Below are 21,145 nucleotides of genomic sequence, written 5' to 3' on the forward strand. Positions count from 1 at the left end.
CGGCTATTTTTAAGCATCAACAACCCCACGGCCAAGGGGTTGTTTCTTATTAAATATATTACTGGCAATGAGCTTATCGCCAGGCTGCAGGGATAATTTTTTTTAACGTGTCGCTACAATGCTCTTTTGCATAATCAACCATTTGATCGTATAACATAGATGTACAAGTAAAGGCATCGCCTGTTCCAAGTAATCGATTTTTCCAATCAGTGAATATATGCGGACCAAGTAGTGTTGCATCAAGTTGGTGAGCTTTCTCCATTAAGGCATAAGCATAATATCGCAGCATTAATGGAGAATTCCCCTCAGTACCAAAAGTGTTACTGGATGAATAGTGGGTAAAAACCGCTGATAAAGCGAATAAATGTTCTGCTTTAGTTCTATTGGTACTCAATGCCAAATCATATAAATTGATAATTTGCAGGTAATTTTGTTGTCTCAAGCTATAACCTTGTTGAAAATCAAGCAGCTGAGAAAAAATTTCACTTAATTTCTGTTGATGGGCATTACTTGTTAGCTTTGTGGCATATCTTTTAGTACATAGGGCCTCAAGAAATAGCGGTTTTAGTTGGTTATCTAAATTTAGCGTCTCAATTAACTGTTTAGTTTTTTGATGTAAACTATTAGCAAATGGGTCGGAAAATAAAGGGAATTCTTGATGATAACATTGGCTCAGATTGTATTCAGTTGGACTTAAACAGCGTCCATCCTGGAAAAGAAAAATGTTATTCCATTTCGTGTTAGGGCTAGGATGCAACATTTGCGAGAGAACATTTTCCGCCACGATTAAAACTCTTTTCTCTATTTTCGGTGATAATAGCAGATAATTTTGTGCATCATTATCTGACCAATCGGCATTACCGGCATAATCACCAAAAATAGCTTTAATTTCTTCATGCTGTAATTGTTGCTGTATTTTAGGTAACGCTAGGTATTTTTCATATAAAGGATAGGCAATAACGGCACTGGTGGTATTAATATCCTGTGTTCTGGCAGCCAGTATGGTTTGAATAAAAGCACTATTCAATTCGTTTAAAGCCATCAGATGGGGGTGTTGGTCGAAATAGTGAAGAAAGCTAGTGATAATAGTCGGATTGGCATCCAACTTACTGAGTAATTGCAAAGCGTGATCTTCTAGATAACTGGCTATCAATATATTGACAAACTGATTAATCTGTTGATTTTTATTAAAAGGAGCCTTACTGAGGGTATCTAATAGCGGCAATCTGACAGGGGAAAGATTAACGTTTGGCTGGTCAACAGAATGAATTAATTGCAGAGCCAGTTTAGTTTTTAATTCACTATAACGATCATCGATACTTTCAATACTGGTTAACAGACTACCTTGGTTATTGAAATGATTAAGCTTAATATCAAGGTTAGTTGCATTCCAATGGTTAGGAAGCGCTAGGGTTAAGCTATCGTTTAGCGTCGCTCCGGCAAAGTTAGTCTGATTAATATCGAGTTCGCGTAAAATAACATTATGCAGATCAATATTGCACAAGTTAACCTTATTTAGTTTAGTGCCGGTTAAGTTAGCGCCAGTTAGGTTAACGCCAACTAAATCAGCTTCAGTCAAATCCGCTCCAGCCAAATTAGCTTTGCTAAGATTAGTATTAGCCAGGTTTACCTTCGACATGTTAGCCTCTATCATATTAGCTTCAGTAAGATCAACGCCATTCATGCTGGCTGAAGATAAGGTGGCTTTATACAAATTAACTTTTATCATGTTAGTGTTGGTTAGTTCAGAGTTAACTAAAGATGAGCCCTCCATATCGGCAAAAGAAAAATTAACGTCAGCCATGTTAGCTTTAGTTAAATTTGCTCCAGTTAAATTCGCTTTGCTAAGATTAGTATTAGCCAGTCTTACCTTCGACATGTTGGCCTCTATCATATTAGCTCCAGTAAGATCAACGCCATTCATGTTGGCTGAAGATAAGGTGGCTTTATACAAATTAACTTCTATCATGTTAGTGTTGGTTAGTTCAGAGTTAATTAAAAATGAGCCCTCCAGATTGGCAAAAGAAAGATTAGCGTCAGCCATGTTTGCATTCGTTATCCAAGCATGAATCAGGTTAGCTTCAGTCAGATCAACGCCATTCATTTGAGCTGAAGTTAGGTTAACGTTAGACATGTTAGCTCCTGTCATTTTAGCGTTGCTAAGATTAGCGCGCGTTAAGATTGCATGTGTCATTTTGGCTAAATATAAGTTAGCGTCAGTTAAGTCAACATCTGACATACTAGCGTCCGTTAGATGAGCGTTAGTGAGATCAGTTGCATGCATTTGGGCACCAGATAGCTTAGCTCTAGACAAGTTAACCGCTACCATCTTGGCTTCAGTAAGATCAACAGTAATCATTCTAGTGGAAGATAGGTTAGCGTGAGATAAGTCAACTCCGGTCATCTTAGCCTTGGATAAGTTAGCTTCAGTTAAATTTGTTTGCTCCATGTTAGCGAAAGAAAAATTAGCGCTAATTAAGTTACCCTTTGTCATCTCGGTATCAGCCAGATTAGCTTGAGTGAGATCAACGCCATTCATGATGGCTGAAGTTAGGATAGCGTTAGATAAGTCAGCTCCTACCATTTTAGCGTAGACAAGATTAGCGCGTGTTAAGTTTGCATATGTTATTTTGGCTAAAAATAAGTTAGCGTGAGTTAAGTTAGCCTCTGTCATCCAAGCATGAGTTAGATTAGCTTCCGTCAGATTAGCGCCCTGCATTTTGGCTAAAATTAGGCTAGCGTTAGACAAGTTAGCGCCGATCATCTTAGCTTCAATCAGATCAACCTTATCCATGATAGCTGAAGCTAGGTTAGCGTTAGATAAGTCAGTTCCTATCATCCTAGCTTGAGTGAGAATAACGCCATTCATATTGGCTGAAAACAGGTTAGCGTTAGACAAGTTAACGCCTGTCATCTTAGCTGTAGTTAGTTCAAGCGCACCCATTTTGGCTGAAGATAGGTTAGCATAAGACAAATTAGTTCCTATCATCTTAGCTTCAGTCAAATCAACGGCATGCATTGTAGCTGAAAATAAATTAGCATTAGATAAATTAGCCCCTACCATCTTAGCATCGGTTAGATTAGCGCGTGTTAAGTTGGCCTTTACCATTTTGGCTAAAGATAAGTTAGCCTGCGTTAAGTTAGCCTCGGTTATATTGGCGTCAGTCAGATCAGCTTCAGTAAGGATAACAGCGTTCATTTTGGCTGAAGTTAAATTAGCATGAAACAGATAAGTCCCTCTCATGATCGCTTCTGTCAGCTCAACGCCATTCATTTGTGCTAAAAATAGGCTAGCATGAGACAAGTTAGCGCCTATCATCTTAGCGTTGGTTAACTCAACGGCCTTCATTCTGGTTGAGGTTAACTTAGCATGAGACAAGTTAGTCCCGATCATCTGAGCTTCAATCAGGTTAAGAGCAGTAAAATTAGCTTTGCTAAAATTAGCATTATTTAGTTTGGCACGGTAGAAATTTCTGCGACCTTTTAAAGTAGCCACCATATCTATATTAGTTAAATTTTTTCCCTCTAAATCTATAATGGAGTTGGGATTTGCCAATATTTTTTTAATGCCAAAATTCCTTTGCGCTTTTCCATTTGTATTTGGTCAGCTGAAATATTTTCTTCCTCTCGCCACTTTTGCGCCGCCATTTTTGAGCCTTTGCCGCCTAAGCCTTGGGTTTTTAGATGATAAAGACGTTCTTGTAGCCGGACAGGCGCTAATACTAGATTACCTGCAACATCACGGTGATATTTTCGGCCATAGGGTGTGCCGGTTGTTGGATTTAGCTGCACAAAGATATCTTCACCCTGTTGTTTCCCGATATTAATGACTAGAACGGTTTTTTTTAACTCAGGCCGGTAGGCGGTTTCAATTTTATCGGGTTTAAGCGATGTGAGCGGTAAATTTTTTACTTGTTTTTCCAGCGCTTCGACGAGAGGAGTTAAGCCATGATTGTTTTGGTTTAATTTGTTGGCTGCATCTTTTAAATTATTAATCCCCTTTAGGCCTCCTGATGCCAGCAATTCAAATCCCGGATTTGCGCTGTGAATAGAGGGAGCTCCCAATTCAAGGTAAGCGGATGATGGTACAATTTTTTCCTTATGGGAAATGCCGGTATTAACGTAGTGCTTACCATCTTGCTTTACCGCCTGAGCAAGTGTTGCTTGTTTTGCTGCGATTAAAAGCTTTTCAGTGGTAGTTTCACCCATTGCACTACTAAATTGTCCGCCGATTTGCAGCCCTTTTTGCAAAAAGGGTAAAAAACTTAATATATCAAATATACCAGTATCGATAGTTTTTTTATCATTGCTTTTTTGCGCCTCAGTAATACAGGCATAAAAAGGAATATGACTTAAGAAAAAAGCATCGATTTTTGGGGGGATGTCTTTCTGCTCGCCTGCATCATGGAGTTTTTTAAACAGCTGGTTAGCATGCAATACGGCCAGTTTTTCTAATGCTATTTTCGGCTGTTCAACCGCTTTTTTTAGTAAGGTAGGGGAGTGGATTTTCAAGGTGAAATTTTTGTTATGGCGGGTATTTTTATGATCTTTTATTAAATCAAAGATTAAATCTCGCTTGCGGTCAACGCGTGATAATTTATAGTTAGCCATTTTTTGATCTTTCTGCAAGGCATATATACGCTCTTCTCCGTTAAACGAACAGCTGAGCATATCAATTGCCTCAGGCACAGGAATAATGAGTCCATCGTTAGCGACTCGTCCCGCTACGTCAGGTGGCAGAGGATGAATGCTACTATCTCGGGCGTTATATTCAACTTTAACTTGATTTATTTCTGCCTGTTGCAGAAATTGTTGTTCTTCTTCACTAAGTGCATTAAATATTTGAGGTAAAAGAACATAGTCTGTTTGTTTAAAAACATCAGCGATATGTTGATTTTGTTGTTTAAAAATCTCATCGATATTGGGTAATAACGCTATTTCGCCTTGATTATTGTGATACTCAACCTCGTTATTTTTATATAAGTAAGTATTTAACCAATCTTCAGCAATAGCATGTAGTTTTAGTTGTTGACGGGCAAGCGCGGGCCGGCTTTGCCAATCTTGTAATAACTGACTGAGTTGGATAAAGGGATTATTCTGACTGAAGTGGTGTAAGTAATTAACATATTGCTGATAAATAGTTTGTCTATTTTGTTCAGTTAGTTGTGCAATATCATGTTTGTTTTCAGGATCTAATTGGTTATGAATTGTAGCGGGTAAATTAAAATAACGAGAATATTCAGCTGTCGTTTTTCCTGCCAGTAAAAGCGTGTCTAGTAACATGCCAGTTGTAATAATGTCATCCAGCGACATTTTATCAATTTCAGCGCCATTTTCTACCAGCAGCATCGCCCCGGCATGCAAATAGCCCCATTGCGCTTGATCTACTGTCATTTTTTGTAGTCTTTCATGTTCAAGTGGGGTGTTAAATTGCAACATTAATGTTGGCATTACTCGCTTTAGAACATGTTGTTGATAATAATTTTTGGCTTCGGCAGAGAGGTAGCCAAATTCTGTTTTACTATTTAACTGCTCCAAATAGTATTTTTTTAGATTTGCGTAATTCAGTAATGAAATAGGGTTTGCTTTATTGTCAGCGAGTTGCTTCGATAGCCAGTGATCGCAAGGCATCCCGAATACCGCCAATTGTAGCCAATCTGCTAGAGTTTTTTGTTGATGTTCTGGCGGAATTTTCTCTCTCTCACCAGCCCCATATTCATTTAATGGAATTAATAATTGCTTAACAAGGATTGCTATTTTTGTTGCGTCGTTTTTATGTTTTGCCAGATAATCAATGACTTCATTAACCAGATTAGGGGGTGGCAGGGCTTTATTATATTGATTGACGTTATCACTTTCTTTAGCCAGAAAGAGTTGTAAAAGTCTATTCTGTTCACGATAGGCTAAATGATAAAAAAAGGCGGTTTCTGAAGCGGGTAAAGTGATATTAACCGGCTGGGTTGGTCTCATTAACAAAGTATCAACACTGTTATCTGCTTGGTCAGAACTTATATTGGAGCTACTTTCAGTTGCAGCGCCTGGTTCTTCAGTCTGCGGTGTATTTGATGATATTTTTTTACCTTGCTGGATTGGCTTATCCAAATCGACGTTATCAATCGTTGTGCGCTCAGTGTTGCTTTTATTATGAGGTAAAGGTTCTGATGCAGAGGGTAACCATGGAGATGGTTGGGTTGAATCTATAGTTGGCATTAACAGTCCTTTATTTTTAATAAAAAAACAATTAATAAACCAAATATTAACAATAGTAAATATTTATTAACAATTTATTATTGTAACAAAAGTATTAATGATTGAATATTGACCAATACATTACTTATTTTAATCATGTTGCAGTTTAGGATCATTAAGAGGCTGGTATAAATGGTTTTAAACACAATTATATTGAACTAATAGGGTGTTTACGTTAAGAGCAGAAGCCATCCGGCAATGGATGGCTTTTTTTATAATTAGAAATAATCGATAAAATCTAAATTATGATTTAAGTTTCTAGTGCGTAATAATTGATTGCGTAGTTCTTCTAAAGAAACATGAGGACAACTTATTGCTGGGATCGGCGTTGTCATTGCTGTTGCAGGTATTGGGGCAGATAATTTTTTGGTTAGCTCAGCGGCTTTCATAAACTCTTCAACTCGGTAAAGGATGGCTTTTGCCGATTCAGTATCTAAGCTCTATTTATTAAACCAATGTGGTTATGATGATAAAGAAATAGCAATAGCTAAATAATAAAATATTTTAATTATTTCTTTTTTTATTCTATAACGAATATTGTTAGTTTTTTAAAATAAAATTATTTTTATTAGATTGCATAGCATCAAATTTTTTATAAATGGATATGGCAATGAAGTAAATGGTAGACGGGTTAGGACTTTATGCCTGATATATTAATGTGATATAAAAATTTATTAAGAATTCAGAATGTTGGTTTTTTATTAAGTTAAAATTAACCTTTTACATAAAATAACATATTAAAAATAAAAAGCTTTTACACCATTTATTGGCTAAACTGAAAATTAATTTCAATTTTATTTATTAATGTAAATTTAATAGCAAAAAATAAATTTTTTTGCAATTAATTGTATTAAAAATTTTGGCTTATTTTTTATACTTATACTGCAAATATTTTCTTGATTTTTTTAATTAAATAGTCATTTGAATTTAGCTATTTAAACTAAAATTAGCGTTATTCATTAATAATGATTTTAACAAATTAGTAAGGTTTGCTGGAGCCGTATATGAAAAAATATCATGTTCCAATATGGATCTTAGGAGGAATCGTATTGTCACTATTATTGATAGCCTGTGCGATGGCACAATCAGCCAAGATAAATTTAATTAAATATGCAGAAACTGGCGATTTATTGGCAATTGAACATGCATTTAAAAATGGCGCTGATCTAGAACAACGCGATTGGCGTTTACGTACACCTTTAATGGCGGCTACTCATACTAATCAAATTCAAGTTGCACGATTTTTGATTGAACATGGGGCAGATGTTAATGCGAAAGATGCCAGCTTGGATTCACCTTATCTCTATGCTGGAGCTAAGGGATTGAAAGAAATTTTAATCATGACATTGACTCATGGCGCTGATTTAAAAAGTATTAATCGTTATGGTGGAACGGCTTTGATCCCGGCAGCAGAACGGGGCCATGTACAAGTAGTACAAATATTGATTGACGCTGGTGTAGATGTTAATCATGTCAATCGTCTGGGTTGGACGGCATTAATTGAAGCGATTATTCTTGGTGATGGTAGTAATAAATACGTTCAGATAGTGCAACAATTAATTAATGGTGGTGCTGATGTTAACTTAACTGATAATTTAGGTAATACACCATTAAAGTTAGCTAAACAAAAAGGTTATCAACAACTTGTGCATATTTTACAAAATGCAGGAGCCAAAGAATGAGTGATCAACAGTTTCTGGAAAAAGCAACAGCAAGATTTTGCGTTTTTTCAGTTAAAATTAACGCCGCAAGTTGAACTTTATCAGTTATGGTAATAGCAACAGCCAATTACGCATTAAAATGTTAGCTAAAACTGTCCGGATGATTGCCGGACAGCTAAGTTACCGTTGATTAGTAAATAGACACTATACTAGATATTTAAACATAAATTTGCGTTAATTTCCTGAGCTAACAAAGTAGGTACTTCATACTCTACCGCCAGTTTTTGCCACTGTGAAACTTTCTCTATCGTTTCATCAATAATTCCGTTGATCATATCTCGAGTAAACAGGGGGCTTAGTTTTTCTAATGAGTAAAAATCCTGGCGAGAAAAATTGTCAAGTTTCCCGTTTAAGCTCATCCAATGGCTGTTTACCCATTTACTGCCGGGCTTGTAGCTATAAGCTAAATCGTAGGCAGGGGCTAACATCCACTTATCGCCTTTTAACATAAAAGAAAAATTTTTAGCGTGATCATCATGGTTACGAGCTACAATATTAAACGTCATTCTTTTTAGTAGTTGTTCTGCTTCTTTGGCTGAAAGTTTTAATTGTCTCGCAACAGCGAATAATTCGGCGTAGGAGAAAGAGCCTGGTTTTTTGTAATCAACATGAGCAAGGCCATTTAAGGTTTGTACATGGCGTTTTTTATTACCAAAACGATCAAAGCGCTCAGTAATAAAATGGCGTCTATTACCTTCAGGGAGTAGCTGACAAGGCATCATCTCTATGCCACAGCGGGTTGCCAACAAATAATAAACATATTCCATTGCACCAAACCCGACTGGATCACCAAAGGTTTGTTGATTTTTATTATGTTCACTAACACCATCGAACTTTATTAAATAATGGGTAAAACCGTCTGGAATATGGGTTTGTCCAGAACGAACCTGGGTAAAATCTTGATTAAAAGCAAGAACGGCTTTTGGTCGCGCGCCACCAGCACTCATACCAACGGAAAGTAGTGCCATCATCGCTTCGCGATTTTCCTGACCATTTTTATGCAGCTCAACGGTAAATTTTTGCCTTGAATCAAGAATTTCTTGAGTGATAGCAACCAGAGAACTGATCTCAACGTGTTGTGAAGCATTGAGACTTTTGATCCTGGTTGCAGGCACATATTCCAACGCGCCCATTCCTCTTTTACCGGTATATTGTAGTCGCTGTAATGGTGTAATGGTATCAGGTGATTTACCCATCGTTGCAACCCAGGCATTAAGTACCGCATTCCCAAAGTCATCGGGTAACGAATCAGCGATTAAACCAGGTAATCCTTTAAAGGTATTAAAATTCAATTCGGGAAAACTGTAAATACGCGTTGCTAATGGCATTTTTAATGGCGATAACTCGATCCCTTGTTTAATAAAGCTGGCATTGTATTCAAAAAAACCTAAACCTTGGCTGGTATCAAAACTTACTGCTCCCACCTCATATTCTTTATAGGTGACATTAATAACTTCCATTACCATTCTGTTAAATCCTCTGTATTATTTTTTCTATGTCCAGATGCGCGTTGTCTTTTTTTACCCTGTAACTTAGCAAGTTGAATAGGCGAGATATCTTGTTTAGGCAAAAACAGATCCAATTGTTCAAGCAAATTTAATGCTGCCATAATAGCGATTAAGATTTCTAATTGGACATTACCTTTTTCCGCATTGAGAACTGTTTTTCGGCTGATACCGGCCATTTCAGCTACTTCAGCTTGAGTTAAATCATGATTTAATCGAGCTTGTTTTAAACGTCCGCCTAATTCTGCTGCAATCGCTGAAGCTGATTTTTCAACTATGCTCATAGTATCCTCATTTAAGCACATTAAAGCACTAAAGTGGCATTTATGAGTATATATTAGCACATTATGATGGCTTTATCATGTTATTGTATAATGTGCTTAAGCGGGGACTTTATTTACAATAATAGCGCTTAAAGTTCATATATAAGGACATTATATAGGTTATAAAAAAGCAGTTAAAAAACAATTATTGCTCAATCAGCAAAAAATTTGTGCCAATCTGATACTTTATTATTAAGCTTAATTTTCTAACAATAATCATTCATACATTTAATGCTAAGAGGTTTTTATGTCAGTTCCTGCTTTTGGATTAGGAACTTTTCGTCTTAAAAGTGATGTTGTGATCTCATCGATAAAAAATGCGCTTGAATTGGGCTATCGTGCTATTGATACGGCGCAAATTTATGATAATGAAGCTGATGTAGGGCAAGCAATAAAAGAGAGTGCAGTACCACGTCAAGATATCTATATTACGACAAAAATATGGACAGAAAATCTGAGTAAAGAAAAATTAATCGCTAGTCTTCAACAGAGTTTGCACAAACTAGGCACAGATTATGTCGACTTAACCTTAATTCATTGGCCGTCTCCCAATAACGTGGTTAGTGTTAAGGAAAATATGGAGGCTTTATTAACAGCCAAAGAAATGGGACTAACACGTGAAATTGGTGTGTCGAACTTTACTATTGATTTAATGCAACAAGCTGTAGCCGCCGTTGGCATAGAACACATTGCGACCAATCAGATTGAACTGTCGCCATATTTGCAAAATCGCCGTGTTACCGCCTGGGCAAAAGAGCACGGAATACATATTACTTCTTATATGACATTGGCTTATGGTAAAGCGTTGCAAGATGAAGTTATCCATCAGATAGCTAAAAAACATCAGGCTACGCCGGCACAGGTAATATTATCCTGGGCGATGGCGCTAGGTTATAGTGTGATCCCATCTTCAACAAAACGGGAAAATTTAGCCAGTAATTTAAAAGCGGTTGAATTGAAACTAGATAGCGAAGATATGGCTGTAATAGCAACGCTTGATCGTGATGAACGTCTGGTTAGCCCTGAAGGATTGGCTCCTAAATGGGATAATTAAATTTTGTTGTTTTTAATCATGAATTAGGCTCCTGCGGGAGCTATTTAGAAATTCAATTAGATAATCAATAAATATTCGGATCCTTACACTGACTGGCTGATCACTGTAATATACTGCATGGAAGGGGATTGTCAGTGGTAAACGTTGCTCAACAAACAACTCAACAAGTTGACCAGCGGCGATCTCTTTATCGATCATAAAATCGGACAGGCATGCAATACCGTTACCGGTTAAACAGAGCTGCTTAAGGGTTTCGCCACTATTGGAAGAAAGGCCAACAGCTATTGTATGTTGTTGGCCGGAGTGCTCGGATATTGGCCAACTATTCAGAGAACCGGGTTCAGTAAAACCTAAACAAAGGTGATTTTGTAACTCATCAATCGTTTGGGGAACACCAAATTGTTGTAAATATTCTGGTGAAGCAACGATTTTTCGTCTGCTGGAAAAAAGTAATCTAGCTCGTAAACTAGAGTCAGCTAGCTTACCTGCACGAATAGCGATATCAACTTTGCGTTCAATAAGATTGATATAACTTTCGGAAGAGATCAGCGATATTGTTATTTCAGGATAACGCATACGGAACGTTTTGATCATTGGCATCAGTAAGTGCAACACCACAGGAGTTGCTGCATCAATACGTAATAAACCACTTGGCCTATCTTTAGATTCCATCAACTCATTTTCAGCCGCCGTCATTTCTTGCAATGCATGTTGAATACGGTTGAAATAGTGTTTGCCTTCATCAGTTAAACTAAGTTGCCTAGTAGTACGATTAAGCAAGCTGACACCAAGTTTTTTTTCCAGTTTTTTTACTGCTCGACTAACAGAAGAATTGGCTAATTGCAGTTGTTCTGCTGCTTGGCTAAAGCTGCCATTTTCTACTACTGATACAAAAATCATCAACTCTTCAGAATTTGCTTTCATTAATATTATTCCTACAGCCAGTTACTAATGCTTAGGCAAGCTAAACAAATTAGATAACTTTAAAATTAATTTTTTGACCACCAATAAAAATAATACCATTTGTTTAGTAGTGATTTTAGTCATTGATCAGATTATTGTTATATAAGCAAATAATTTTATACATTCTCGTCATTTAAGCGTGGTTTTTTACCGCCTATTATAATTATAACGAAGTTAATTAGAGGTTATGATGAGTAGTATCTTAATTATTAATGGCGGCAAAAAATTTGGCCATTCTGGGGGTCAATTAAATGATACGCTAACTAGAGTAGCAGAAAATTATTTAGCTGAAATAGGTCATGCTGTTGAAGTGGTACATGCTGACAGCCAATATGATGTTAACGCTGAAGTACAAAAAATTTTACAGGCTGATGTGATTATTTGGCAGATGCCGGGATGGTGGATGGGCGCGCCATGGACGGTGAAAAGATATATGGATGAAGTTTTTACCCAAGGTCACGGCTTATTGTATGCCAGCGATGGACGCACCCGCTCAGATGCTAGTAAGAAATATGGCTCGGGNGGGTTAATTCAGGGCAAGAAATATATGTTATCACTAACCTGGAATGCACCTTTAGAAGCTTTTACCGATGAAAGCCAATTTTTTAATGCGGCCGGTGTAGATGGTGTTTATTTAGCTTTTCATAAGGCTAATCAATTTCTGGGTATGGAACCTTTATCAACATTTATTGTTAATGATGTGATTAAGTCTCCTAATGTTCAAGCTTATATCGAAGAGTATCGTTTACATTTGAGCAATGTGTTTGGTTCATGGCAGTAATTGGGTGTATTCGCTGCTAACACAGACACTGAATTTATTTCACTACCATGAGGCTATAAAACCTTTTGGCGGGCAAGGGGTTATACATAACATAGGGTAGCGTATAAAATGGAACAGCGGACATAGAAGATGAGTGGGGCTGTTTAACAGCCCGCATTCTCTCCTCAGAGCGTAATGGCTATTTCTGCGAAGTTATTTTGGCCCTGACGCTTGGCAAGCTGTGATTAGCAGCATTATCGTTTGCCTAATTTTTCACAATGCGATATCGTCTTTTCAAAAGCGAGAGCAATTGCATCCTGCATGGCCTTTTCACAACCGGTTTCGTTATACATATTAGCGAACAACTGATAATCAGAAACAAAATCTAATGGGGCGAATTTTGTTGTCTCATTATTTAAGTGTGTGCTGAAGTCAAATCCTACTTTAGGTCCAAATTGGTTTGCCGTCCATAAAACCTCGTGCGGTGAGTGTCCGCCATCGTAAGTCATAAACATCATGGTGCCAAGCAGCGCAAAATTAGGGTCGATGTTCAGACCTTGCTCACGTAGGTATGACACAATACCAAGCATAATGTTCGTTGAGCCAGATATCCCGGCACTATAAGGGATCCCATTTCGCAGGGCGGTAAGCATAGGAGTTATTTTCTGATGTAGTTTAGGTTTGTAATGCAATGCCGGTCTGTCGGTTATTGTCATCCAGCTTTCTGACACTGCGGCTAATTGATGCCGCAGCGTTATCCCTGCAGCAGGGGAAACAGGATTGTTTGGGGTTGAGTCAGTGCGACCTCGGTGTGGAGTAAGCACAGATTTGTAATTTGAGTTGATCTGTTGGTACCAAGGGGCATTTCTTAAGTTATCTATTTGAGAAAAGCCATTAAATAACTTAACGGATAAATAGGGGATGGCAATACTTTCAAACCCATTGGTTATTTCATTACGTAATAGTTTTAGCAGTAATTCCTTTGATTTTGGCCAAGCAGATACAGGAAATTGGCTAATACCATCTACTTGATTAAACCAAAATCTTGTATCACCTTTAACACGTTTTTGTAAATATTCTACCAACGTTCTTTGTGTTGAGTCCGCTTGGCTTTCCAATAAATCCGCTATTCCATTTCCAATAGCATGCATCACGTTCAATACCTCTTGAGGAGGATTATTGACAAGCTCAGCGATCCAGACTGATTCAAAATACCTGCCATAAATATTATCGTGTAGTCGCGTCAAATGAAGATCTCTTTCATTTCTAGGTAAAAGATATACTAAATCTGTCGCAGGAGAATTTTCACAATAGGCCAGATTTGCTAAATCGTTTAATCCATCGCTACGCAGAGCATTACTGTCGTTAGTGAGCGATTTTACAGTTTTTTCCAAGTTCATATCATGGGCCAACCAGCGACTTTTTTGCGCCTGTAACAAATCCGTTATCAGTTTTTTTTGCTGCTCTGTATTCTCGAATTTAGTTAAGGCTTGAGCTAATGTCGTTATCCAACGCATTGTAACCTCTGACGGTGTACTACATACCGGTTTATTAAAGGCCTGTGTCGGACTGACGGGGACGTGTGGTGATGTCAGTATGGCAAAGTCAGCCATACTGAGATTTGTTTTAATCTCTTTCCCTAGCATATTCCCAATGAATTCAGCCGCTTGATTTGCGCGAAAGTGCAGTGTGCTAGACTTATTTACCTCTTCCATTTTAGCCACGTAAAAATAGTTTCCATCTGGTGACTTTCGTAACAATAAGCAATCATCAGCAGATATTTTGTTATTTAGTTCTACTAATTTTGATATAAATTTTACTAATTCGGATATAGTTAGCGGTTCTTTTGAATTTTTAATTTCCACTTCTTTAGGTAGCTCTATTCTATAGATCCCCGGATTGGACTCAATGTCATCAATGATTTTGTGATAAAGTTTTGCCAAATCCATTTCATTCAATATTTGCGTCTGCTCGTCTTGAGATCGTAACAGTAGATTGCATCCATCTTGTTGAATTGTTATTTCCTGGCCATTATCTAAAGTGACTGTTATATGGTCTTTACCATTCTCGATCGCTACTGATAATTCATCCGCGATAGCTTTAGCGTTATAGCAAAATTCATGAATTTTGGGATTTACATTGGCATACCGTTCGACAAGATAGAGGATCCCATATCCCAAACCCAGTGTTAGGACACCGACAGCACACTTGGCAAATTTTGTCATCATCGAATTATCATAGTTTCCCGCGGCGTAAGCCAGGTTATCTGATGCTTGAAAAGCTCTGAAGTAAGTATTAAGTGATGTAGTCATTTTTAGTAAAGTCTCTAATTGGTTAAATCAATGTATAATGCAGCCTGTTGAGATTTTTTCATGATCAGCATTAACGTTCATTGTTCCCCGGTCAGTCTGCTCTGGTTTTATCGCCATAGTCAGTACGCTAAAGGGCGGTAGCAGCTTTGGTATGTGTACAACACCGAAACAGAGCCAGCATACTGCTCTAGACCTTCGGTTCTCAAACCGCTGAAACTTGTCGCCCAGTTATTGCAATATAGGAGACACACTAACGACGATTAAGGCAGTTATAGCCGGAGAGTGGTTATACTATGACAAGAAGATGGCAGAATGGGGTATCAGGTGATACCCCTAATCGGGGTTGTGGGAGCCTATGTTAAAGCTAGCTAAAAAATTTACCCCTTTAGAATTCAAACTTTTTGCAGCGGCATGAAGAGGGGGATCATAGCCACTTAATTAATGGATAGTTTTGCGTTCAGGATATTAATGGAGCGGTTTTTTAGTTATTTTAATTGTTTTTTAGTACCTATTTTTAATTAACTAATCGATTTTTATCAAGTATTAACATTCCCTCATATCCTTTAACTCAGCATAATAGTCGTTAGTTTAACTAAGGAAATCCGGTTATGCTGTTAAAGCGTAGAGCGGTTGTTTTATGGACAAAGCAAAGATGCCCTGCCCAAATAATTAAAGGAGTATTTTAATAAAAAAAGGAGGTGATTGATGAAAGATATCATTAAAATTATAGCATTATATTTAATGTCATTATCTTTAACGGCTAATGCCATTCCAATGGCGATTAAACACGGCACAACACTTTATGATCCCGCAAAGGCATGGAGTGGTTATATACTTTTTGCCAGTCGGGACGCCAAAACTTATCTTATAGACATGACGGGAAATGAAATTAACCGTTGGCCCTATCATGCTTTTCCTGCATGGCCTATAACAGGCGAAAATTCAGGTAAAATTTTAGTTGAACTCGCTACTATAGATAATTATGGTGTAGATTATCAACCGTTTACTGGAATGCGAAATGTCAGTATTGGCGAAGTCAACTGGCAAGGAAAAGTTGTTTGGCAATATGGTTCGAAAATTGATCCTGCTCATCAGCATCATGAAATTCAGCGTTTGCCTGATGGTAACATGCTTATTTTACGAGCTAAGAAGAAAAGGATCGATGGATGGGATCACGATATAATCGATGATTATATAGATATAATATCCCCAGAGGGAAACAGCGTTTGGCATTGGTCGGTTGCTGATCACTTTGATAAGCTTGGCTTTGACTCACAACAACAAAAAATAATGAAGGGTTCCAGAATTGGCAATTTATTTCATATAAATACTGCTACACCATTAGGCAAAAATAAATGGTATGACAGTGGAGATAAACGCTTTGCTGCAGATAATATACTTATCAACTCAAGAAATGGTAATTTAGCTGTTATCATTTGCCGTAAAACCAGTGAAATAGTCTGGAGGCTAGGGCCTCACTTTCCATCAGTTAACTATCAAGGGGGAATACCCAGGCCAATTGACCAGATAATAGGTTCGCATAATATTCATATGATTCCTTATGGATTACCAGGGGCAGGGAATCTATTAATATTCGACAACCAAGGTGCAGCAGGCTTTCCACAGGCAGAAAATAACATCGTCTCAGCTTCCAGAGTGATTGAAATTGACCCCCAATCAATGAAAATTGTCTGGGAGTATAATGCTGACAAATCTAAGCAACCTTTATATAATTTTTATAGCTCCTTCATGAGTAATGCTCAACGTTTGCCAAATGGCAATACTTTGATTACTGAGGGGCAAAATGGCCGGTTATTTCAGATAACGGCGGAAGGAGAAATAGTATGGGAATATGTCAATCCATATTATGGCAATGCCGTTAATCCTGTTGAATACAAGTCGAATAAGATTTATCGTGCTTATGCGGTTGATTACTCATGGGCACCAAAGGGAACAAAATATAGTGAGCATCCTATACAGGCAGATTGTGTAAATTATAAAAGTATGCCTGGATGTAATTAAATAAATTTCAGAGGGAGGTGATTTTTAATAAGAATCACGTTCCCTAAAGTTTTTTATCGTGAATAGTAAGGGAGGGCGAAATTTGAAAATCTCAACGGGTTCATTATTGTTAATTTATACGTTTTTAGCTAATGCTTGTCCTAATGGTTTTTATTATGACGAAAATAGAAAATTATGTGTAAATAAAAATGATGCTAATTTTACATCAGAAAAACCATATGTGTGCGTAGAAATAATAAAAGCGATGCCTTGCCTGGATAATTAATAGAGAGTGGCAAAAACTGATAATATATACATATAGTTATTTCTTTATCGTTTCATATAAATGATGGCAATTTAACATAATATACATTATGCGAATATTTATTATAAAATTCATTGAAAGCGGGGCTGTAAGTTATTTTATCTGTTTAAATGCGCGTATTTTTCGGCGGTAGTAAAACAGCGATCAAACATACGATTAAGGTGCATTTTATCCTCGGGTGTCATCAACGGGATATTTTGCGGGACTTCCACTTTGTTGGTAACACGATTAAATTTTCCTGCTATCCCAACAGGTCTTGCCTTTGAATCGTGATAAATGCGGTCATCTTTTTTTACAGCTGATGGATTTAAATTTGAATAATTAGAGTTATTTATATTCATAATATCAAAATTTTTATGCATGTGAACATATTGTTATCCTTGATTTTACCCTTCCCTATAGAAATGTTACAACTGGAAACATTAAATATGTTTCCAGCGATCCTAACCGATAAGTAAATTAAGAAACTTTTTCTTTCTTTTCTTTTAAGGCAACCGTATTTGCAGCATCAATTTTTTGATGTTTTTTATGTTCTTGCACATTATTTCGTTCAGGTATTTTTTTATTCAGATCTACTGTGATTTTTTTCGATATTCCAATAAAGAATCCACCATCCTCGATGGACAGATTTTCACTATAAATTTCACCTTCAATCATGCCATTTTTTTGAATTTCGATTAAATTTGATTCAACACGACCTTCAATTTTGCCATCGATAATTGATTTTTTAGCTAATATACTGCCTGTTACAATGCCAGTTTTTGTTACAATTACCGTGTTTTGTTTACATAAAATATTGCCGATATATTTACCATCAATAAGGATATCTGCATCTGAAACAATATCGCCAGTAAAACAAGTTTCAGCGCATATAATGGTCTTCATGTCACTTTTGTTTTCAAGATTATTCTCTGTGCTTTGTTTGTTTTCTGTACTTTCAATTTCCCGTTTCTTAAACAAAATCTTTCTCCTAAAATAATAGATAATTAGCAGGCTAGAGACTAATCCACTGCTAAAGCAACCCCAAAAAAAACCAGTAGAATACATGATAATAGAAAAACACCATGCAACAATTGCTACATTGATTAATCGCACCTAGTCCTCCACCGGATTTTAATTAACTAGCACAGTATTAAATGCAGAGTTTATGATGCGTAAAGTAAAAATTTTTTTTGTCATCTCCATGATAATTTTATGTCATTAATCGTTTCACTTTTATATAAAGCGGATGTTGTTGTTAAGGTATTTAGTGTTTTGTTAAATACTGCTAGATTAACATGTCTCATAGATTGATTTTTTAAATTAAATCATCTTTTTAATGTTCCCATAATGCAAAATACGGATTGTTATTATATAGAGAAAATAAATAGCACTTTTTTACCTATTATAAAATAGCTAAATTGCAACAAAATTAATCATTATTCATGATATTAGTTAGCTTTTGTATATTACAATGTATCTTCGGTTAGAAATGTTGACTTATGTTATAATTTTTATACTTTTATTCTAAATCAGAAGAATTATAAAATTATTATTTAAGTTAATTTTTTAATTTTATAAGTGTGATTCGTTACTATTTTGATAACAAGATAAGCGTTATTTTGTTGAAGTAATATAATGAATTTGATAGTTATTTTAAATGATAATTTATATTAAAAGTATAATTAAAAGCGACTAATTATCTATTAGGTTAGCCACTTTTTTACTGATGTTTTATTATTAAAAATAGCGTTAATTATCACTTAATTTGCACTGATAATCTTGAATTGTCCCCGCTGAACCAAGATTGAAATCGAGCAATTTTAATCGGCTTGCCAACAAAATAAACTCATTTTTTTGTGTGCTGGGTATCATCGCTAAGCCATAATAGGCAATATTATCACCCTGCTCTGCGACATACTTTTCTAGATAATTAAAGGGTGATATTTTATTTATGTCTGACGCGAAAACTTTAATGGCTAGGTATTGATGACTATTAATTCTTTCCTTTAAGGGTTGCCAGTTCGCGGTTATGGTATGCTCATTTTCTTTTATTGATTGATAGACTTCAGGTTTTAAACAGGCTAAATGAATGTGTAATTGCTCTTGTGTGCGACCATATTTTGAGTTTATAGCAAGAGAAAGAAATTGCTCATTGATGGGTTTATTGGCTGATTTTATAAATAGCTCCCGATTTTGCCATGCTAACATGAAATAATTTTCTGTATTTTTTTGTTGCAAAATAGGACTTTCAATGCCAGAGATTTTATCTAACGGTAATAATAAATCATGTAATGGTCCCTTCATGTCCTTATAAATAACATACCGATGTTGTTGGTCAACTTTGATACATGGAGATTGTAAATTGCCATTTTTAAACTGAGGGATACATTGTTGATTAATAGCTTGCCATAACTTATCACTATTTATTTTTATATAGGCAAAATAAATTAATATAGATAAAAGTAAAGCAAAAAATATCTTGAGGACTAATTTGATAGTTTTTTTCATAAAAAATCCTATTATAAAAATTTCCTTAAAAGCATTTTAGAATGGCTGATTTAGCGCGACTATCAGCGTTTATTGCTCATCCAGTATAAGGTATATGTAAGTTTATTCTATCTATTTGTTAATTTAATGTGCTAATTATTTTTCTTTTTTAACGGAATGTAACTTTAATACGCAGCTAGCATGCTTTAAAGATATTACTTGACTCTTTTTATGCGAGGTTTTTTACTTACAGCTAATTAGAATCATAATAATAAAAGAAGGTAAATAATGATAATTTTTGTCACTGGTGTTACCTCGGGGTTTGGTGAGGCAATAACTAAAAAATTTATTGCTAATGGCCACATTGTTATTGGTACAGGTCGACGAGAAACAAGGTTAAAAAAACTGCATCAGCAGTTAGGAAAAAATTTTCACCCTATCCTGCTAGATATAATGGATAAGCAAGCCATTAATGATGTAGTTAATAACTTAAATTTTAAAAAAGTTGATGTACTGGTAAATAATGCTGGTCTAGCTTTAGGCTTAGATACCGCTGAAACGGCTAATACAGATGACTGGGATATTATGATTGATACTAATGTGAAAGGATTAGTTCATATGACGCGCGCAATATTACCAGCAATGGTAGCTGCTAATCATGGTCACATCATTAATATTGGTTCCATTGCAGCTAATTGGCCATATAAGGGAGGAAATGTATATGGTGCCACTAAAGCCTTTGTAAAACAATTTTCTTTAAATTTACGTGCTGATTTACAAGGCAAAAAAATAAGGATAACGGATATTGAGCCAGGTTTGGTATCCGGAACGGAATTCTCTAATATACGATTTAAAGGTGATGCAGAAAAAGTATCCGAAACTTATAAAGGCGCCAATGCCTTAACAGCAGAAGATATTGCTGAAGCTGTTTTATGGGTTTCAACGTTACCTGCACATGTTAATATTAATATTTTGGAAATGATGCCTGTTTGCCAATCATTTGCTGGCCTAAGCATAGATAGAGAATTTTATAACGATAATTGCTAATCTTTAAATATATTTTGTTATAATATAGCTCTATTTAACTAGAGTAAATATTTTTTTACTAATAAGAAGGTGGTAAATTATGTTTAAAAATATATCAATATTAGCTTTATTGGCTGGTTATTTGTCTATCGGAACTGTTTCGGCGGTAGAATTATTTGTTCATGATGGTAATAGTGCTTTAACAAAAGAACAAGCGCGTGAACAGAAAGAGCAATGGAATGAAACGCAACTATTACGTAAAAAAGTTAATAAACGGACAGAAAAGGAGTTTGATAAGTTAGATAAGGCAATTGACGAAAGTGAGGCTTGCTATAAAAGTAGTAAATTGAGTGCTTATTGGGAATCTAAAACTAAACGTTGTTTGGACAGTAATACAGGGCAACCTATACGTGCTTAAAAATGTTTTAAACCTTAAG

17 protein-coding genes are annotated in these 21,145 nt (G+C 36.1%); 7 read left to right on the plus strand and 10 right to left on the minus strand.

All coding sequences use genetic code 11. The features are described from left to right. Positions 1 to 73: 73 nt before the first annotated feature. The 3 genes from H1X92_RS09285 to H1X92_RS09295 all read right to left on the minus strand — a co-directional run bounded on the left by H1X92_RS09285 (position 74) and on the right by H1X92_RS09295 (position 6,638). Positions 74 to 3,556: a pentapeptide repeat-containing protein gene (locus H1X92_RS09285; protein WP_180559875.1), complete on the minus strand. Its 3,483-nt coding sequence runs from the start codon at positions 3,554 to 3,556 to the stop codon at positions 74 to 76. Next, a complete protein-coding gene (locus H1X92_RS09290) occupies positions 3,532 to 6,210 on the minus strand; it encodes a hypothetical protein (protein WP_180559876.1) in 2,679 nt (892 codons plus the stop codon). The genes H1X92_RS09285 and H1X92_RS09290 overlap by 25 nt, the downstream gene beginning before the upstream one ends. A gap of 257 nt (positions 6,211 to 6,467) precedes the next feature. Continuing rightward, on the minus strand, positions 6,468 to 6,638 hold the full coding sequence (locus H1X92_RS09295; protein WP_180559877.1) for a hypothetical protein: 171 nt from the start codon (positions 6,636 to 6,638) through the stop codon (positions 6,468 to 6,470). Positions 6,639 to 7,253: 615 nt separating this feature from the next. Here H1X92_RS09295 and H1X92_RS09300 point away from each other — a divergent pair. Continuing rightward, complete coding sequence (locus H1X92_RS09300) at positions 7,254 to 7,931, plus strand: ankyrin repeat domain-containing protein (protein WP_180559878.1); 678 nt, start codon at positions 7,254 to 7,256, stop codon at positions 7,929 to 7,931. Positions 7,932 to 8,119: 188 nt separating this feature from the next. Here the strand turns inward: H1X92_RS09300 and H1X92_RS09305 are convergent, their stop codons facing one another. Beyond that, on the minus strand, positions 8,120 to 9,436 hold the full coding sequence (locus H1X92_RS09305; RefSeq protein WP_180559879.1) for a type II toxin-antitoxin system HipA family toxin: 1,317 nt from the start codon (positions 9,434 to 9,436) through the stop codon (positions 8,120 to 8,122). After that, positions 9,430 to 9,759, minus strand: coding sequence for a helix-turn-helix transcriptional regulator (locus H1X92_RS09310; protein ID WP_202881807.1), 330 nt, complete (start codon positions 9,757 to 9,759; stop codon positions 9,430 to 9,432). Before H1X92_RS09310 ends, H1X92_RS09305 begins: the two co-directional genes overlap by 7 nt. Positions 9,760 to 10,045: 286 nt before the next feature. Between H1X92_RS09310 and dkgB the strand changes: the two genes are divergently transcribed. After that, complete coding sequence (gene dkgB / locus H1X92_RS09315; protein WP_180559880.1) at positions 10,046 to 10,852, plus strand: 2,5-didehydrogluconate reductase DkgB; 807 nt, start codon at positions 10,046 to 10,048, stop codon at positions 10,850 to 10,852. Between the two features lie 12 nt (positions 10,853 to 10,864). Here dkgB and yafC read toward each other — a convergent pair whose 3' ends face one another. Further along, on the minus strand, positions 10,865 to 11,776 hold the full coding sequence (gene yafC, locus H1X92_RS09320) for a DNA-binding transcriptional regulator YafC (protein WP_180559881.1): 912 nt from the start codon (positions 11,774 to 11,776) through the stop codon (positions 10,865 to 10,867). A 229-nt stretch (positions 11,777 to 12,005) separates the two neighbouring features. Between yafC and H1X92_RS09325 the strand changes: the two genes are divergently transcribed. Beyond that, positions 12,006 to 12,596: an NAD(P)H-dependent oxidoreductase gene (locus H1X92_RS09325; protein WP_180560074.1), complete on the plus strand. Its 591-nt coding sequence runs from the start codon at positions 12,006 to 12,008 to the stop codon at positions 12,594 to 12,596. Positions 12,597 to 12,829: 233 nt separating this feature from the next. On the opposite strand, the gene H1X92_RS09330 is transcribed toward H1X92_RS09325, so the two are convergent. Further along, positions 12,830 to 14,887 (minus strand): hypothetical protein, encoded by a 2,058-nt coding sequence (locus H1X92_RS09330; protein WP_180559882.1) that lies wholly within the window; start codon positions 14,885 to 14,887, stop codon positions 12,830 to 12,832. A gap of 705 nt (positions 14,888 to 15,592) precedes the next feature. Between H1X92_RS09330 and H1X92_RS09335 the strand changes: the two genes are divergently transcribed. Then, on the plus strand, positions 15,593 to 16,909 hold the full coding sequence (locus tag H1X92_RS09335; protein WP_180559883.1) for an aryl-sulfate sulfotransferase: 1,317 nt from the start codon (positions 15,593 to 15,595) through the stop codon (positions 16,907 to 16,909). 82 nt (positions 16,910 to 16,991) lie between these two features. Next, positions 16,992 to 17,174, plus strand: coding sequence for a hypothetical protein (locus H1X92_RS09340; RefSeq protein WP_180559884.1), 183 nt, complete (start codon positions 16,992 to 16,994; stop codon positions 17,172 to 17,174). A gap of 137 nt (positions 17,175 to 17,311) precedes the next feature. Here H1X92_RS09340 and H1X92_RS09345 read toward each other — a convergent pair whose 3' ends face one another. The 3 genes from H1X92_RS09345 to H1X92_RS09355 form a co-directional block, all read right to left on the minus strand. After that, positions 17,312 to 17,575, minus strand: a complete 264-nt coding sequence (locus H1X92_RS09345) for a hypothetical protein (RefSeq protein WP_225505352.1) — start codon at positions 17,573 to 17,575, stop codon at positions 17,312 to 17,314. 97 nt (positions 17,576 to 17,672) lie between these two features. After that, positions 17,673 to 18,173 (minus strand): bactofilin family protein, encoded by a 501-nt coding sequence (locus tag H1X92_RS09350; RefSeq protein ID WP_180559885.1) that lies wholly within the window; start codon positions 18,171 to 18,173, stop codon positions 17,673 to 17,675. Between the two features lie 771 nt (positions 18,174 to 18,944). Continuing rightward, complete coding sequence (locus H1X92_RS09355) at positions 18,945 to 19,703, minus strand: CDP-diacylglycerol diphosphatase (RefSeq protein ID WP_180559886.1); 759 nt, start codon at positions 19,701 to 19,703, stop codon at positions 18,945 to 18,947. 267 nt (positions 19,704 to 19,970) lie between these two features. On the opposite strand from H1X92_RS09355, the gene ydfG reads away from it, so the two are divergent. Continuing rightward, entirely contained in the window at positions 19,971 to 20,729 is a 759-nt protein-coding gene (gene ydfG / locus H1X92_RS09360) for a bifunctional NADP-dependent 3-hydroxy acid dehydrogenase/3-hydroxypropionate dehydrogenase YdfG (RefSeq protein ID WP_180559887.1), read from the plus strand. 79 nt (positions 20,730 to 20,808) lie between these two features. After that, positions 20,809 to 21,126 carry a DUF1283 domain-containing protein gene (locus H1X92_RS09365; protein WP_180559888.1) on the plus strand — a complete coding sequence of 106 codons (318 nt, stop codon included), beginning with the start codon at positions 20,809 to 20,811 and terminating at the stop codon, positions 21,124 to 21,126. Positions 21,127 to 21,145: the final 19 nt, after the last annotated feature.

Origin of the sequence: Arsenophonus endosymbiont of Apis mellifera, assembly GCF_903968575.1 — a bacterium.
Classification (GTDB): domain Bacteria; phylum Pseudomonadota; class Gammaproteobacteria; order Enterobacterales; family Enterobacteriaceae; genus Arsenophonus; species Arsenophonus apicola.